The 17,111-nt window shown below is 35.7% G+C and carries 18 protein-coding genes; all 18 read left to right on the top strand.

Annotated elements, in window-relative coordinates; all coding sequences use genetic code 11:
* Nucleotides 1-7: 7 nt before the first annotated feature.
* The 18 genes from A4V09_RS19715 (at nucleotide 8) to A4V09_RS19630 (ending at nucleotide 17,102) form a co-directional block, all read left to right on the top strand.
* A complete protein-coding gene (locus tag A4V09_RS19715) occupies nucleotides 8-703 on the top strand; it encodes an LPXTG cell wall anchor domain-containing protein (RefSeq protein WP_157766984.1) in 696 nt (231 codons plus the stop codon).
* Nucleotides 704-777: 74 nt separating this feature from the next.
* A complete protein-coding gene (locus tag A4V09_RS19710; protein ID WP_065543829.1) occupies nucleotides 778-1,695 on the top strand; it encodes a sugar transferase in 918 nt (305 codons plus the stop codon).
* A gap of 134 nt (nucleotides 1,696-1,829) precedes the next feature.
* Complete coding sequence (locus A4V09_RS19705; protein WP_334297919.1) at nucleotides 1,830-2,825, top strand: glycosyltransferase family 4 protein; 996 nt, start codon at nucleotides 1,830-1,832, stop codon at nucleotides 2,823-2,825.
* Between the two features lie 45 nt (nucleotides 2,826-2,870).
* On the top strand, nucleotides 2,871-3,968 hold the full coding sequence (locus A4V09_RS19700) for an EpsG family protein (RefSeq protein WP_065543827.1): 1,098 nt from the start codon (nucleotides 2,871-2,873) through the stop codon (nucleotides 3,966-3,968).
* Between the two features lie 19 nt (nucleotides 3,969-3,987).
* Nucleotides 3,988-5,100, top strand: coding sequence for a glycosyltransferase (locus A4V09_RS19695; protein WP_065543826.1), 1,113 nt, complete (start codon nucleotides 3,988-3,990; stop codon nucleotides 5,098-5,100).
* Complete coding sequence (locus A4V09_RS19690) at nucleotides 5,090-6,013, top strand: glycosyltransferase family 2 protein (protein WP_242963872.1); 924 nt, start codon at nucleotides 5,090-5,092, stop codon at nucleotides 6,011-6,013. Before A4V09_RS19695 ends, A4V09_RS19690 begins: the two co-directional genes overlap by 11 nt.
* Nucleotides 6,010-6,708: a glycosyltransferase family 32 protein gene (locus A4V09_RS19685; protein ID WP_065543825.1), complete on the top strand. Its 699-nt coding sequence runs from the start codon at nucleotides 6,010-6,012 to the stop codon at nucleotides 6,706-6,708. The genes A4V09_RS19690 and A4V09_RS19685 overlap by 4 nt, the downstream gene beginning before the upstream one ends.
* A gap of 100 nt (nucleotides 6,709-6,808) precedes the next feature.
* A complete protein-coding gene (locus A4V09_RS19680) occupies nucleotides 6,809-7,639 on the top strand; it encodes a LicD family protein (RefSeq protein ID WP_065543824.1) in 831 nt (276 codons plus the stop codon).
* A 59-nt stretch (nucleotides 7,640-7,698) separates the two neighbouring features.
* A complete protein-coding gene (locus tag A4V09_RS19675; RefSeq protein WP_198168557.1) occupies nucleotides 7,699-8,898 on the top strand; it encodes a glycosyltransferase in 1,200 nt (399 codons plus the stop codon).
* A gap of 105 nt (nucleotides 8,899-9,003) precedes the next feature.
* A complete protein-coding gene (locus A4V09_RS19670; protein ID WP_065543822.1) occupies nucleotides 9,004-10,002 on the top strand; it encodes a glycosyltransferase family 2 protein in 999 nt (332 codons plus the stop codon).
* Between the two features lie 11 nt (nucleotides 10,003-10,013).
* On the top strand, nucleotides 10,014-10,988 hold the full coding sequence (locus A4V09_RS19665) for a glycosyltransferase family 2 protein (RefSeq protein ID WP_065543821.1): 975 nt from the start codon (nucleotides 10,014-10,016) through the stop codon (nucleotides 10,986-10,988).
* A gap of 2 nt (nucleotides 10,989-10,990) precedes the next feature.
* The gene (locus tag A4V09_RS19660; RefSeq protein WP_065543820.1) at nucleotides 10,991-12,154 is read left to right on the top strand and encodes a polysaccharide pyruvyl transferase family protein; all 1,164 of its coding nucleotides are present in this window, start codon (nucleotides 10,991-10,993) and stop codon (nucleotides 12,152-12,154) included.
* Complete coding sequence (locus A4V09_RS19655; protein ID WP_065543819.1) at nucleotides 12,151-13,137, top strand: glycosyltransferase family 2 protein; 987 nt, start codon at nucleotides 12,151-12,153, stop codon at nucleotides 13,135-13,137. Before A4V09_RS19660 ends, A4V09_RS19655 begins: the two co-directional genes overlap by 4 nt.
* Before the next feature lie 3 nt (nucleotides 13,138-13,140).
* Nucleotides 13,141-14,064 (top strand): glycosyltransferase family 2 protein, encoded by a 924-nt coding sequence (locus A4V09_RS19650; protein ID WP_065543818.1) that lies wholly within the window; start codon nucleotides 13,141-13,143, stop codon nucleotides 14,062-14,064.
* A gap of 21 nt (nucleotides 14,065-14,085) precedes the next feature.
* Nucleotides 14,086-15,003 (top strand): glycosyltransferase family A protein, encoded by a 918-nt coding sequence (locus A4V09_RS19645; protein WP_065543817.1) that lies wholly within the window; start codon nucleotides 14,086-14,088, stop codon nucleotides 15,001-15,003.
* Between the two features lie 7 nt (nucleotides 15,004-15,010).
* A complete protein-coding gene (locus tag A4V09_RS19640; RefSeq protein ID WP_065543816.1) occupies nucleotides 15,011-15,670 on the top strand; it encodes an acyltransferase in 660 nt (219 codons plus the stop codon).
* A complete protein-coding gene (locus A4V09_RS19635; RefSeq protein ID WP_198168556.1) occupies nucleotides 15,651-16,229 on the top strand; it encodes an acyltransferase in 579 nt (192 codons plus the stop codon). Before A4V09_RS19640 ends, A4V09_RS19635 begins: the two co-directional genes overlap by 20 nt.
* Before the next feature lie 63 nt (nucleotides 16,230-16,292).
* Complete coding sequence (locus tag A4V09_RS19630; RefSeq protein ID WP_065543815.1) at nucleotides 16,293-17,102, top strand: acyltransferase; 810 nt, start codon at nucleotides 16,293-16,295, stop codon at nucleotides 17,100-17,102.
* Nucleotides 17,103-17,111 lie beyond the last annotated feature (9 nt).

The following is a 17,111-nucleotide window of genomic DNA, read 5'->3' as shown; positions in this document are numbered from 1 at the left end:
GGTAGGGATGAAAAGGAAAGCAGCAGCGGCAATAGCAGCCGCAGTTTTGATCACATTGGCTTCAGCGGCGACCGCACTTGCGGCTCCCAGCATTGTGGGAAGTATTGATATGCCGCAGGTGAGCGCCAGCCGGGGAAGTGTGACACTGGAGGGTGTGGTTCCGGAAAAGTATGAAGAGGAAGTCAGAAATGTTATTGTATCCATTGATGCTGCTAACGTAGACAGCACTTTGAATGACGTATTTGCAGGACTGTCTTTGGCTGATCTAAATATACCAATCATCAGGATGGACAGCCAGATAGAAGTGGAAGCGGCAGATTTGAAGGAGTTTAAGTTTCTCTCTCCGGTTATGGAATTATCCATAGCAGATGCGGTGCCCACAGAGGAAAATCCGGTGGAAGTTACTTTTACGGTAAATAACCTGACGGATAATATTGAGGTGTTTGTACTGCATTTTTGTGAGAAGCATAGCTGGGAACTGCTGAGGACGGAAAAACTCAGTGATAATCAGATCAAGTCGGCATTTCATTCGGCTTCTCCGGTAGTGCTGGTGTATAGGGAGAAGGATGCGAAGATAGGTGTTACGGATGTCAGGTCGCCTAAGACGGGGGATGATGGAGTGATGTGGGCTGCTTTGGGGGCGGTTGGAATGCTTGGAATCGGGGGAGTTGCGGTTTGGAAGGGAAGAAGAAATTCCATATAGTAAGATTTCTCTTAAAATCCGGATGGGTACAAAAATATCTGATAATATAATGTAGATCATGGGAGAACAGACCAATGGAAGTCAAGTATGAATTGACAGAAAAACAGAAGAAGTACCTTCAGATCAAAAGGGCATTGGATATAGTGATCGCAGGTGGCGCCAGTGTTGCCCTTACTCCTGTTATGGGTATCATAGCTCTGGCGATAAAGCTGGATTCGCCTGGTCCGGTTTTATTTAAACAAAAACGTGTGGGAAAAGATAAGGAATTATTTGAAATATGGAAATTTCGTACTATGTATGTAGATACGCCCAAAGATACACCGACACATTTACTGAGTAATCCCCAGGCGTATATAACCAGAACAGGACAGTTTTTGAGAAGATTTTCTTTGGATGAGCTGCCGCAGCTTTGGCAGGTAGTGAACTCAACATTAACCCTTATAGGTCCCCGGCCTGCTCTCTGGAATCAGTATGACCTGATAGCAGAGAGGGACAAGTATGGTGCAAATAACATTAAACCGGGACTTACCGGCTGGGCTCAGATTAACGGCAGGGATGAATTGGAGATTCCTGTGAAGGCACGGTTTGATGGAGAGTATGTGCGGGACCTGAGCTTTAAAAGGGATTTGATGTGCTTTTTGGGGACAATAGGAAGTGTATTAAGTATGGAGGGTGTTGTAGAAGGCGGAATGGGCGCGATGGAAGAATCTGAAACCCCGGATCAGAGTGAAGAGAAAGAAGAAACAGAACTCTTTTCAGGTACATATGAACATAAGGATATTAAAAATAATATTATGGTCGGCGCTGTAGTCGTAACCGTAGTGAGTATAATTGGTATTTGGATCTTGACAGCTTTGGGAAAACATTTAAGCAGAAGGAACAAACCAAACCCTCTTTCTATTGCGGCTGTGGGAAGTACCACTGGCATTGCTGCAGGGGTTACTGCCTGTAAGAAGACACATCAGGGGAAGGGTGGCCGAAAAAAAGAATGAAATCAGATACTTGCAGAGAGGATGATAGGAAAAGAAAAAAGTATATGATCCTTACAAATCATTCTTATATGCTGTGGCAATTCAGACGGGAACTGATTCAGGATCTTCTTCAAAAGGGCAGTGTCATTTTGGTTATGCCGTTTGTAGGACATGAGGACGATTTCAGGGAATTAGGGTGTAAGTGTATTAATATCCGGCTTGACCGCCGGGGGATGAATCCAAAGACGGATATGGCCCTTTTTAAAATGTATTTAAGACTGTTAAAGCATGAGCACCCGGACATGGTTATTACATATTCAATTAAGCCCAATATTTACGGCGGATTTGCCTGCGAAAGATTAGGCATACCATATTGCTGCAATGTACAAGGGCTTGGAACCGCATTTCAGAAAAAGGGACTGGCGCAAGTTGTTGGTCTAATGTACATGGCAGCATTGAAAAAAGCAAAGACGGTATTTTTTGAAAACAAATCCAATGCGGAGGAGTTTATACACAGGGGAATTGTTGGAAATGAGAGAGTTAAGGTACTTAATGGCGCCGGAGTAAACCTGGAATATTTTGCTTACAAAGAATATCCGAGTGAAGAGAATAGTATCCATATTTTATATTTGGGCCGTATCATGAGAGAAAAAGGAATGGATGAACTGTTTCAGGCGGCAAAACAAATAAAAAAGAAATATGGGGATAGGTTTATCTTGGATCTTGTGGGATTTTTCGAGGATGAGTATAAAGATACGGTAGAAATGTTGGTAAAAGAGGGCATTATAGTTTTCCATGGATTTCAGGAAGATCCCAGGCCTTATTATGAGAAAGCTCACTGCGTAGTATTGCCTAGTTATCATGAGGGGATGAGCAATGTATTACTGGAGGCGGCAGCAACGGGTAGGTGCGTTATTACCAGTGATATTCCGGGATGTCGGGAGGCTGTTGAGGATGGGGTTAGTGGGTATCTTGTGAAGGTAAGAGATAGTGAGGATTTAGCGGACAAGATAGAACTGTTTCTTGGGGGAGATGGTCCAGATAGTGTTGAAAAGAGGTGTAGTATGGGGTGGTGTGGACGGATTCGGATGCAAAAGAGATTTGATAAGAAGAGGGTTGTTGCGGAGAGTGTTAGGTGGATTGATGGATGATAGGTGAAGGCGATATGGATACTGTTTTGAGGAGCAGAGAGGGCAATGTCTGAATACATTTTGATACTTTTATGGGTAGGAATTGCGGGTATAGTGGCATGCACAGGATGCTTTGATAGAGTGGAGGAAGTAAATGGGAGGAATGTCTGGAGGTTAAATCCGGTATATGCATTTTTGGTCCTTTTACCTTTGGCAGTTTGGAGGATAAGAGGAGTTTACTTAGGAGATACATATACTTATATCAATTCTTACTTTGGAATGCCTGAGAATTTTTCAGGGATTCCTGAGTACATGTCTATGGTGACGAAAGATAGGGCTTTTTATTTATTTGGGTGTTTGTTGAGAATCTTTTGGAAAGATAACGTGGGCTGGTATTTAGCAACCATTACGTTTGTACAAATTTGTCTTTTGACAAAAGTATATCGTAGGTATTCGGATCGTTATATGATTTCTATATTCCTATTTATAGCATCGGCAGACTATATTTCTTGGATATTTAATGGGTTACGCCAGTTTTTGGCGGTTACAATTGTTTTTGCGTGTTTTAATATGATCTTAAAAAAGAAATATATACCAGTTATTATTATTTTGTTATTGGCATCACAGTTTCATGGAAGCGCATTGATCGTAGCTCCATTTGTTTTTATATGTCAAGGGAAGGCTTGGAATAAAAGAACAATACTATTCTTAGCAGGGGTAGTATTTGCAGTGGTCTTTGTGGGTAAATTCACAGATATCCTAGACTTTATGCTGACAGAGACCCAATATACAAATGTTGTATCTGACTGGCATGATTTTAACGATGATGGGACTAATATGTTGAGAGTTCTTGTGTATTCCGTACCGGCGATTATCTCATGGTTTGGAAGAAGACAAATACAAGATCAAAATAATCCTATTATAAATTTGTGTACAAATATGTCAATTGTTGCTGCTGGTATGTATATTGTTTCTGCTTTTACAAGTGGGATTTTTATTGGACGTTTGCCAATATATTTTTCATTATATAGTTATATTTTATTACCATGGGAAATAGATAATTTGTTTTCTGAATCCGTTAGAAGATTAATTTATTGTATTATGGTTGGATGTTATTTGGTGTTCTATTATTATCAAATGCATGTTATCTATATGGTCTTTTAAGTTTAGGGAGGTTATGATCATGACATTACCAATAAGGGTACTTCAAGTTATTGGTATTATGAACCGCGGCGGTGCTGAAAATATGATTATGAATTTGTATAGAAATATTGATCGCAGCAAAATACAGTTTGATTTTGTGGAGCATACCGAAACGGAGGCCGCATTTGATAGTGAGATTTTAAGTCTGGGGGGGATTGTGTTTCATTGTCCCAGATATCAAGGAATAAATCATTTGACTTATATTGCATGGTGGAAAAGGTTTTTACAAATGCACGCAGATAAATATATTGCGGTCCATGGACATATAGGAAGTACAGCAGCAATATATTTGAGTGAGGCCAAGAAATACGGACTATATACAATTTCGCATAGCCATAGTGCTGGCGGAATTCAAGATATAAAAGGGGTTTTATATTGGATGTTATCTTATCCAACAAGACATATTGCAAATTATTTTTTTTCCTGCTCGAAGACGGCTGGTATTACAAGATTTGGAAAAAAGGTTGGAAACAGTACACGATGCAGGGTGCTGAATAACGCAATAGAGACTGGTAAATTTGCATTTAATATAAAAAAAAGAGTAGTGGTAAGACAAGAGCTTGGACTGAGGGAAGACCAGTTATGCGTGGGGCATATCGGAAGATTCGACAAATATAAAAATCAATCGTTAGTGATAGATATATTTGATAAGATACTGAAAAAAGTACCTGACGCAAAATTACTTTTTATAGGTGACGGACCGATGAGGAACCATATGGAACAAAAGGCAATAACACGTGGGATAATTTCTAATATAATTTTTACAGGCGTTAGAAGAGATGTTGATTGTTTCATAATGGCCATGGATATATTTGTATTTCCATCTATTTTTGAAGGATTTCCTTTAACTTTGGTGGAAGTACAAACTTCAGGCCTGCCGTGCGTGATATCGGATACTATTTCTGAGGAATGTATTCTTACCGAAGATCTTATAGAAAAATGCAGCCTGGACTGTGGCCCGGAAGTATGGGCAGACAGGCTGATTGGGAAAAGTCGACAGCCCAGATATAGCCACCGGCAGGAAATTTTGAAACAGGGATATGATATAAGCACAACAGCTAATTGGATAGAGGGATTTTACCTTGGGATATAAGAGCAAAGAATATAATGAGAGTATATTATTGACAGTTTTTACTCCTGCATTTAACCGTGCCCATACATTAATAAGAACATATAAAAGTCTCCAGGCGCAAACATGTAAAGATTTTATTTGGTTAGTTGTGGATGATGGTTCGACTGATAATACTGCAGAGTTAATATGTTCCTGGAAAAAAGAAAATAATAATTTTGAGATTCAATATATTTATAAAAAAAATGGCGGAATGCACACGGCACATAATACCGCATATGAAAATATATACACGGAACTAAATGTATGTATTGATTCTGATGATTATATGCCTGAAGATGCAGTAGAGCTGATTTTAGAAAAATGGAGTAAGATAAAAAATAAGGGTTATGCTGGAATTGTTGGATTAGATGCAGATTCATGTACTGGAAAAGTTATAGGCAAGGACTTTCAAAAGGGATTACAAGAAATCACATTGTCGGGTTATTATGCAGCAGGTGGTCGAGGAGACAAGAAGCAGGTTTACCGAACAGATATAATCAACAAATATCCTCCATATCCTACTTTTGAGGGAGAGAAATATTTTAGTTTGTCTTATAAGTATTTGCTTATAGATCAGGATTACAAATTGGCAGTTCTAAATAAGATTTTATGTTATGTTGAATATCAACAGGATGGTTCAAGCAACAATATGTTAAGGCAGTATTATGTAAATCCTAAAGGGTTTGCAGAGTGGAGAAAAATCAGAATGAGGTATGATCTCTCCTATAAAAGATGTATTATGGACTGTATACACTATTGTTCAAGTAGTATACTTTGCGGAAATAAAAATTATATTTCACAGTCGCCTTACAAGAAACTAGCGTTACTGTGCAGTCCCGCCGGATGGCTGTTAGCTAATTATATAAAAATATCAAATAAGAGAGATACGTTATGATACCTAAAAAAATTCATTATTGCTGGTTCGGTAAAGGTACTAAGCCTAAATTAACCGAAAAGTGTATTGTAAGTTGGAAAAAGTATTGCCCTGACTATGAGATCATAGAATGGAACGAGGATAATTTTAAGATAAATACAAACCCATATACAGAGTGGTGCTATGAAAATAAAAAATATGCATTTTTAAGTGACTATATTCGGTTGGCAGTTATCGAAGAATATGGAGGGATTTATCTGGATACGGATGTAGAGCTTATTCGCAGCCTGGATGATCTGCTTAGATATCCAGCTTATTTCGGGTTTGAAACGAATGAGTATGTAAATACTGGTCTTGGGTTTGGTGCAGAAGCACATAATGTTATTGTGCAGCAGATGATAAAAGAATATGAGAAGCTATCAGATGGAAAACATGGTACAATTGGCTGCCCACATCTAAATACAGATGCGCTGCTTAAATTTGGTATTTTAAAAAACGGGAAAAACCAGACGAATAAGTACGGTGTAATATTATCGTCTGATTACTTTAATCCCTATGATGCCCCAACCGGAAGATTAAATATAGTTAAGCAGACGTATTCTATTCATTGGTATGCAGGAACATGGATGAGCAAAAAACAAAGAATACGAAGCAATATAGGGAGACCGTTACACAGGATTTTAGGGAAGGATTTTATGAGGTTTTTTGGAAGGTAATACCTTCATATTTAAGTTGATCCAATTTAAGTGAGTAATAACGTATATTTTGTCGATTGTATCGGTTAAATAATAAATTAAAAGGATAAAAAAATGAAATATGATAAGTGATAAATTAACAATTATACAGGGTGTTCAACAAATAGAATTGGAGATAATGGACATTGTACATAAAATATGCGTTGAGAATCATATACGATATTCATTAATATACGGATCCCTTATTGGTGCGGTACGTCATAATGGTTTTATTCCATGGGATGATGATATAGATATATGTATGCCAAGAGAGGATTATGTTAAGTTTTTAAAGGTGTGGAGCGCATATAAGCTAAAGGATTATATATTACAGAATAAGAAGACAAATTGCGATTTTACTCAAAACTTTACTAAAGTAAGAAAATATAATACTACATTTCTCCAAGAAGATGATACAGGAGAATACCATAAAGGAATATTTGTAGATATATTTGCTGCGGATCGTGTGCCGGAAAGATCGGTACAAAAAATGGTTCAAAAAATATCTGTAGCAATTGATTTGTTGTATACGAAAGAACATGGCAGCGGAATACCTAATCCGATAATTTCTATGACTGAAAATTTTCTTCTCCATATTCCCCGTAAATGTCAAGTTGTGCTAAAAAAATGGGTATGCAAAAATATAATGAAGTTTGACAATAAAAATGTATTGAAATATATGATAGCGTGTACTTTAGAAGAAGTTAAAAATCTATATTCGGCAGATGTTTTTGAGAACCTTGTACTTTGTGAATTTTCGGGAAGAGAATATTATCGTTTTAGGGATTATGATTCTTGTTTAAGTATGTTATATGGAGATTATATGCAATTACCACCTGAAAATGAAAGGACCTGGAAACATACACCGATCATAGTTGATTTTTATAAAAATATTTCTGAACTGGATAATTGAATTATTGAAAAACCAAACGGATTTTTTGATGCAGTCCAGGAATGAGAAGGAGTCACAAATTGAAAAGGATTATTATTTTTTCTCATGGTATGGAAATTGGTGGTGCAGAACGGGCCTTGTTAGGGATACTTGAATGTATAGATACAGAAAAATATGATATTAGCCTGTTTTTGATGAAACACAAAGGCGAGCTGATGCGATACATACCAGACAATGTGAGACTTTTACCGGAAATTCCACAGTACGCTTCATTAGCAGTTCCAATTACAGATATAATTAAACGTAGACAATTTCGTATAGTGCTTGGAAGGATCCATGGAAAAATAGCAGCCAAGATACGCATAAAGCAGCTTAAGGTTTTAGGGGAAAATGATGTAGCCCTTGAATACAGCCATAAATATACACGGAATAAAATGCCTCAAATTAATAATCTTGAATATGATTTGGCAATTAGCTTTTTAACTCCCCATTATTTTGTGAATGAAAAAGTAAAAGCAAAAAAAAAGGCTGCATGGATACATACAGATTATACAGTTGTTCAGGTTGATGTAGAATCCCAATTAAAGATGTGGGATAAATATGATGTAATTATAGCTGTATCTGAGAATGTCAGGAGATGTTTTTTGAAAATATTCCCTTCTTTAATAAATAAAGTTCAGGTTATTGAAAATATAATGCCAATGAAATATTTGATAGAATCCACAGGAGCTTTTACGGTAGAACAAGAAATGATCAACGATGGTTCTATAAAATTGTTATCTATAGGTAGATTTTGTCCTGCTAAAAATTTCGACAAAGTGCCTTCTATTTGTAAAAAGTTACGATGTATAGGGCTGAATGTTAAATGGTATCTTATTGGGTATGGTGGTGATGAAAAAGTAATCCGACAAAAAATTGTGGAGAATAAGATGTCAGATCATGTAATTATCCTTGGGAAAAAAGAAAACCCTTATCCCTATATTAAGTGCTGTGATTTATATGTACAGCCAAGTAGATATGAAGGTAAATGTGTTTCAGTCATAGAAGCACAGATATTGAACAAGCCAGTTATTATAACTGACTATCCCACAGCGGAAAGTCAATTGGTAGATGGTTATGATGGTGTAATAGTCCCAATGGATTTTGAAGCTTGTGTACAAGGGATCGCGAGCGTGATTAAGAACAAAGAATTACAGGAGATACTTATTAGGAATACACAGGAAAAAGATTATAGTAATGTTGGGAAAATGAAAAATATTTATCAACTATTGGATAGTTAAGTTATTTGTTACAGATGTCTCAAGCTCAGATACATACCAGATACCTTGATGCTTTTAGCTGATCCATATGAGAATTGATAAAAGAGCCTAAAAAAAGGATAAGATATGGTTAGTATTATTGTTCCGGTTTATAAAGTGGAAAAATATTTGAATAGATGTGTGAAAAGTCTCCTGCAGCAAACTTTAACTGATATAGAAGTTATATTGGTAGATGATGGATCTCCCGATAGATGCCCTGCGATGTGCGACAGATGGACTTTAAAGGATAAAAGAATTAAAGTAGTACATAAAGAAAACGGTGGACTTAGCAGTGCACGAAATGTAGGACTTACTGTGGCCCAGGGGGAATATGTAGGTTTTGTAGATTCGGATGATGATGTGGAGAAAACGATGTATGAAAGGCTGTACACGATTATAGAGCAGGAGAGTGTAGATTTTGTAATATCGGATTATATCAGAGTTCCCAAAGAAGGGGAAGCGTATCTTAAGACACTGGATATTCAGGGAGGACATTACAATAAAGTGATGATAAAAGAGCACATTTTTCCAAAGCTGATAATGAAAGAAAGCTTGGAGTATGGGCCTCTCCTTTCAGTCTGTAGTTGTTTGTATAGAAAAGAATTTTTAACGAACTGTAATTTAACATTTGATGAACAAGTGCGTTGGTCTGAAGATAATATTTTCAGTGCTTTTGCAGGATATTTCGCAAACAGCTTTTATTACCTAAAAGGAGAGGGATTGTATCACTACTATAGTAATCCCGGAACAATCACTACCAGCTATCGTCCAGGGGCATGGGATGTTTATTGTATAATGAATGATCATCTGCGCAGTTTTTTTATGAATGTTCAGGAATATGATTTTGATAAGCAGTTAAAACTTCATATTATTTTTTACGCTTGTAATTGTTTGGGACAGGTTTTGGCAAGTGGAAAAAGTAAGAAAGAGCAGGGAAATCTGCGAAAGAAGATTATGCGGTCAGATACTTTAAAGAGAGCCTTTGAAGATTTTAAATTTCCAGATTGCTGGCCATTAGGCTTGAAAGTACAAGTCGCATTTATAAAGTATGAATGTGTCATGTTGTATGGAATGTTGATGGGATAGGAAAAGGAATAATGTGTAAGATATCAATTATTATGCCAGTGTATAACAAGGTAAATTACGTGGAGAAAGCAATAGAGTCTATACAAAAACAGACGTTTTTAGATTGGGAGTTGATCATAGTAGATGATGGATCTACAGATGGATCAGATAAAAAATGTGATGTATATGGTGAAGATTTTAGAATTACAGTTACACATTTAAAGCATGGCGGAGTATCAAGAGCAAGAAATTTTGGATTAAAGATGGCAAGAGGAAAATATATAACGTTTGTGGATGGAGATGATTGTGTAGACCCTGAATTTTTGGAAAAGCTGTATATTCCAGATCAGGAGATGATAATTGGCGGATTGCTTCGGGTAAACCATGAAGGCGGTATAGTGGCTAAAGTTATACCTTTATTATATGGTGAATATGAGATTACAGATGTTGCAAAGGGATTTTATGAAGAACAAAATGATTCTGGTATTTATGGATATGCAGGAGGTAAATTGATACAGAGAAAATTGATTGAAGAACATGGTATTACATTTGACGAGAAAATACCACTTGCGGAAGATTATGATTTTTTTTTGAAAGTATATTCTTTTGTTAAAAGCATTTGTTTTAGGCAATATGCTGGGTATCGCTATTTACAGGGGACCGTTAATTCCGCAGCAGCTTTAAATGATTTTGAGATTGATTTTTTTACTCAGATTGAAATACAAAATAGGGCCAAAGCATTTTTAATTGAAAAGGCATCTTTTGGGGATTTAGACAAGATAATATACTTAAGGATCGTTACAGGGTATGTTTATACGATTTTACTTATAAATAAAGGGTTAAAGTATAATGAGTTCTTGAAACTTTCTGATAGGTTAAAAGAATTAGTTCCGGTAGTTACATTAGAGATAAGCGGCCTGCAGAAATTTTGTATAACCCTTTATGATAGAAATGAAAAAAAGATGCTCTATCTGATAATGAAATTATTAGCATTAACAGGGAGATAAATATGAGGACAGTAATGTATGCGCATGGTGGAAGCAAAAACCATGGATGTGAGGCTATTGTAAGAGCAACAGCAGATTTGATAAAAGAAATAGATGATTGTCCTATACTTTTAACGCGCCAACAGGAAGAAGATATAACTTATGGGCTTGATCAGATTGTAGAAGTTAGACAGGGATCACATAATATAAATAAAAGAAAATTAGGATTTGGTGTAGCCTACCTACAGCAGAAGTTACTAAATAATTATCATCAGATGGATGCACTGCAGTATAAACAAGCAATAGAAAACCTTCCTGAGGTGGATACAGCACTTTTTATTGGCGGAGATAATTATTGCTATTCCAATGTGAAAAATTACAGCTATATCAACAATTATATGCGGAAAAAAGCCGAAAATCTGGTACTTTGGGGAGCATCCGTGGAGCCGGAACTATTGGAAGATAAAGAGATCAGTCATGATATCGAAAGATTTCATTGCATTGTGGCAAGGGAATCCATCTCCTATAAAGCGCTGCGGAAAGTAAATAAGCACACTATGATTCTTCCGGATCCGGCATTCTTTCTTCAAAGTGTTCCTGTAAATCTCCCACAAGGGTTTTTGGAATATAATATGATCGGAATTAACATTAGTCCCCTAGTGATCAATTTGGAAAAACAAAAGGATATATTGATGCAGAACTATAAGCGATTGCTTTCTTATATTCTGGAAAATTCCACATATAATGTGGCGTTGATTCCCCATGTGATCTGGGATGGAAATGATGATCGGGAGCCACTTAAATACCTTTATCAGGAATTCAAAGACAGTGGTAGAATAATTATGGTTATGGATCATAATTGTATGGAACAGAAGTATATTATTAGCAAATGTAGAATGTTTATTGGTGCGCGGACACATGCAACAATTGCGGCATACTCAATGGGAGTGCCAACTCTTGTAGTTGGGTATTCTGTAAAAGCCCGGGGAATTGCAAGGGATCTATTCGGTACAGAGACTAATTTTGTATTGGCAGTTCAAAACATAAAACAAGAAGATGATCTGGTAAATTCATACCTGTTTCTGGAGAAAAATAATGAAAAAATCCACAAACAATTGCAAGATAAAATGTATTTATATCGAAAATATCAAGGAGAATACAAGAGAAGTATAGCGGAAAAGATATGAAGGATGAGTTAATTAGCGTCATAGTCCCAGTATATAATGTGGCAAATTATTTAGCTAAATGTATAGAGTCGATTTTAGCGCAGACGTATTATAACTTGGAATTAATACTGATCAATGATGGCTCAATAGATGAAAGTGGTAAGATATGCGATAATTTTGCAATAAGGGATCAGCGAATCAAAGTTATACATCAGAAGAACCAGGGAATTGCTGCAGTGAGAAATAAAGGTATAATAGAGGCAAAAGGAGATTATGTTTTTTGGGTAGATGGAGATGATTATGTAGCTAATCATATTATCGAAGAATTGTATCAAAAGTTAGTGGAGAATCAGGCAGATATGTCCATCTGTAGTTATGTACAAGGCTCAGATCGTAATTTTTGTTTTGATAGAAAGGAAACGGCAAACACAGAGATATTGGATTATGTGAAGGGCCTTGAATGGATCTATAGAAGTAATAAATTTTCATTTGTTATGGCAGCTTCATGGGCGAAACTGATTAAAAAATCTTTATATAAAGGATTACATTATCCCAATGGAAAAATATTTGAAGATATTTATATGAGTCACCATTTAATAAGCAAATGCAGCAAAATAGTATATATAGATAGAGAGATGTATTACTATTATCAATGGCCGGAAAGTATTTTGGGAAAGAAATTATGTTTGTCAAAGTTGGATTATCTTGGCGCATTTGAGGATCGGATTCATTTTTTTAAAGAAAAGGGGTTATCTGAATTGGCTGAGACTGCAAGAATCCAGTATCTCCATGCATTAACGTGGGAATATTCAAGGGCAAAAGATATATTGCATGCCAAGTTAATGGTCAGTCATATAAAACGAGAATATCGTAAGTATTATCAACTTGGAAGTGTGAATATAGGAATAAAACATGAGACTAAAGGGTATATGTTAGCATTTTATGTGTGGCCGTTTGGAGTGGATGTGGCATATAAAATAAGAGCAAGAATATGGAGAAAATAACAAATGTACAAGCCATTGGTTAGCATTATTACGCCCTGTTACAATGGAGAAAAATGCGTAAAGCGTTATTTTGAATCAATATTAGCGCAGACGTATGTAAACCTGGAACTGATATTCATCAATGATGGTTCAGAAGATAAAACAGAGGAGATTGTATTTTTATATCAGCAAAAATTTAAAGAAAAGGGTGTTAGCTTTAAATACTTGAAACAGAAAAATGCAGGACAAGCGGCAGCACTCAATCGAGGATTAAAGCTGTTTACTGGAGAATATCTGATATGGCCTGATTCAGATGATGTGCTGGCGCCAGATAGTATAGAGAAAAAGGTGTTATTTTTGGAGAAGTACCAGGAATATGGGATGGTACGAAGTAATGGTTTCTATTATAACGAAGTAACCAAGGAAAAAAAGCGAATAAGTGAAAAGGGTTCAAATAGTAAAGAAGATATATTTGAGGATTTAATTTTATTAAAAACATATGGATGTTGCGGATGTTATATGATAAGAGCCAGTTTATTGAAAAGCATTTACCCGAAACTAGACATCTATGAATCCCGTTATGGACAAAATTGGCAGATATTACTGCCTGCAGCCAGTAAAACAAAATGCGGATATATAGATGAAGATTTATATATTGTGTATGAGCATGATGACAGCCATTCAAGAAGAAAGCACTCTAGCCAGGATGAAATTGATAGATGGAATGGTTTTACGGATATTTTACTTGAGGCCGTACAACATAGTGATTGTGATCAGGAGAGCATTAAAAAAGCCATACATAAAAATTGTGCAGAGAATCAATTTTACTATGCTTTGGGGATAAAAGACAAAAAGAAATTAAAAGAGATATTTAGAAAGTTAAGGTGTTATGGACAACCGACACTCAAGGAGTATTTGTTATATTTAAAATATATGTATGTTAGATAAAAAATCAAAGGAAGTTAAAATGTGTATTCAATTTTATATGATATATACTTTATAATGAAAAGAAAAGAGAGATTGCTCAAGGATAAAAAGTGGTATAAGGAAAGAAAATGTTTGCTTGATCACATAGAAGCATACTATAATTTATATATTGTGAAACGATATAGAAAAACGCGAAACAAAAAATTGGGGGTTGTACAAGGAAAACGAGGCCAAAAAATCATAGTGTCTTTAACATCCTACCCGAAACGTATAGGAACTGTTTGGATCACGATTGAAACAATAATGAATCAATCGTTGAAGCCGGATGAAATAATCTTATGGTTGGCCAAAGAACAGTTTAGCGGAATACAGTCGTTGCCTATAGAATTGTTGGAGCAAAGAAAACGTGGTTTGACAATTCGTTTCTGTGATGATTTGCGGAGTCATAAAAAATATTATTATACTATGCAGGAGTACCCGGATGATATTGTTTTATTGTTTGACGATGATATGTTCTATCCATATGATACAATTAAGAAGTTATGGAAACTTCATGAAAAATATCCCCGGGATATATGTTGTATTACATCACAAGTAATGGAACCTGATTTTATGTCTATCCCTTCAGGTTGGAGAAATCCAGAAGTAATAGAGCGTTTGGAGCATTCAGATAGAATCCAGGTATTTACGGGAAGTGGTTCTCTTTTTCCGCCAAAGTCGTTGAGTGAGGAGATATTTCAAAAGGATAATTTATTACGATTATGCCCTTTTGCAGATGACTTATGGATCACGTTTATGGCTTTCCGCGCAGGAACCAAGATTACATCTTTGAATAAGTGGAGGGCTTTTCCGGTATCGGTATATGGAACCCATGAGGGAAGTCTGTGGTATATCAATGGACAGGACGGAAAAAATGATGAACAGTGGAAAAATATATTAGAGTTTTACGGGGGATTTTAGAAAAAAAGTGAAAAAAATTAAGAAATTGCTGGCGTTTATAAGAACAATCCATTTACGGAATTATATATATTTAAATTACTTTTCTAAAAATGTATCCCGAAATGGAAAAGGGAAAGTTATACCCTATAAAAATGCAGTAATTGATTTAAAAAAAGGATCTAAAATAATTATTTATGATCGACCCCTGGAAATTGCTACGAATAAATTGAGAGGTTCAAAAGCAGAGACATATATTCGGTTGGGAAAAAATGCAGTCTGGAATGCAAAAGGCGGATGTAATCTTGCCTATGGCACCACTATAGAAGTTCTTGAGTCGGCAAAACTAGACGCGGGTTTTTTTTCAATGAATAGTTTTAGTACCATGGTGGTTGCAAATCATGTAACCATTGGAGATGATGTTATGATTGCAAGAAATGTTACTATATTAGACAGTGATTTCCATGAAATTATGTATAATGAAAGAAAATATAATAGAAATGAAAAAATTGAGATTGGAGATCATGTTTGGATAGCAGCAAATTCTACAGTTGTTAAAAATGTAAGATTGGGAGATGGAAGCATAATTTCTGCAGATACACTTGTTATTACTGATTCGGGTAAGCAGACGTTAGTTGGGAATGAAGTAAAACAGATCATACTACGGGAAAATGTGGAGTGGAAAAGATAGTGAGATGTTGATTAAAAAAATATTGCGGAATATAATATGGAGATTTAAAAATAAAAAAGCACCAGTTCTTACTTATATGGAGCAGTGCAGAGCCAGGGGTGTAAAAATCGGTGAAAATGTAGATCTGGTAAATGCAGAGATAGATTATTGTTTTGGACATCTCATTAGTATTGGAAATAACGTAACAATTACGAACTCGGTAATTTTGGCTCATGATGCAAGTACCAAAAAAGCCTTGGGGTATAGTAAAGTTGGTTGTGTTGATATTGGAAGCGATGTTTTTATAGGGTATGGAAGTATTATATTGCCAAATGTCAAAATTGGCAATAAGGTAGTGATCGGAGCAGGAACCGTAGTACCAAAGGATGTACCGGACAATGTGGTGGTTGCTGGTAATCCCTGCCGTGTTATTTGTACATACGATGCATATATGGAAAGCATGAAAAATAATATGCAAAAGAAACCCGTTTCCCATACATTGTTTTCTGAAAAGTCGGAAGAGGAGTGGGAAGATTTTTATACTGCTGTAAAAATAAGTGGGGGAGGGTACGATTTATAAATTTATAAAAAGGTACGAAGGCAATTGGTAATAAAAACTTTGCGGAATGGTGGAAACACAAGAATGAAAAAGTGGTTATATTTTATAGTCGAACATTATTCAATAGTTATGAGGATTTATCTTTGTATTTTTAATAAATTTGATGTAAAAAACAAAGGCAATATAAGAATAGAAGGTAGAAATATCCGGAAAAATCATGTGGTTGTACATGGTAATAGTATAATTATTATTGGCAAAGCATGTTCTATACAAAACAATACAATTCAAATAGAAGGACACAATAACAAAGTTATTTTAGGAGAGGGCGCGGAATTATATGGACAGGGAAAGAGAAGTATTTTTGTGAAAGGAGATAATAATAAAATTGTTATCGGAAATTGCAGCAAAATAGAAGATGGAAACATTTTTATTCTCGGTAATAATAATCAAATACATATAGAAAGTAAATTTTCTGGTGTTGCAGTGGAATTTCATATTGAAGAAGATAATAATAAATTATTGATTGATAAGGATACATCAATGCATGGGAGAGATAACAGAAATATTCATATTGCCCTAGATGAGGGAACGACTGTTCATATCGGAGAGGACTGTATGTTTTCTAATGATATTCAGATCAGAACAAGTGACTCACATAGTATTATAAATACGGAGAAGGAGCGGATCAATCCTGCAAAGAATATCAAAGTCGGTAATCATTGTTGGCTGGGCTTGGGATGTATGTTGATGAAAGGTACAGAGTTAGCTGATTCGACAGTAGTAGCAGCAGGGGCTGTATGTACAAAAAAATATGAGCATGGGAACGTGGTGCTTGCAGGAAATCCTGCGAAGGTTGTTAAAGAAAAAATTGATTGGGATAGAAAACTATTATAAATGTGAATT

Origin of the sequence: Blautia pseudococcoides, assembly GCF_001689125.2 — a bacterium.
Taxonomy (GTDB): Bacteria; Bacillota; Clostridia; order Lachnospirales; family Lachnospiraceae; genus Blautia; species Blautia pseudococcoides.
The sequence above is the reverse complement of the archived record's forward strand: the minus strand, read 5'-3'. Positions and strand labels throughout refer to the sequence as shown.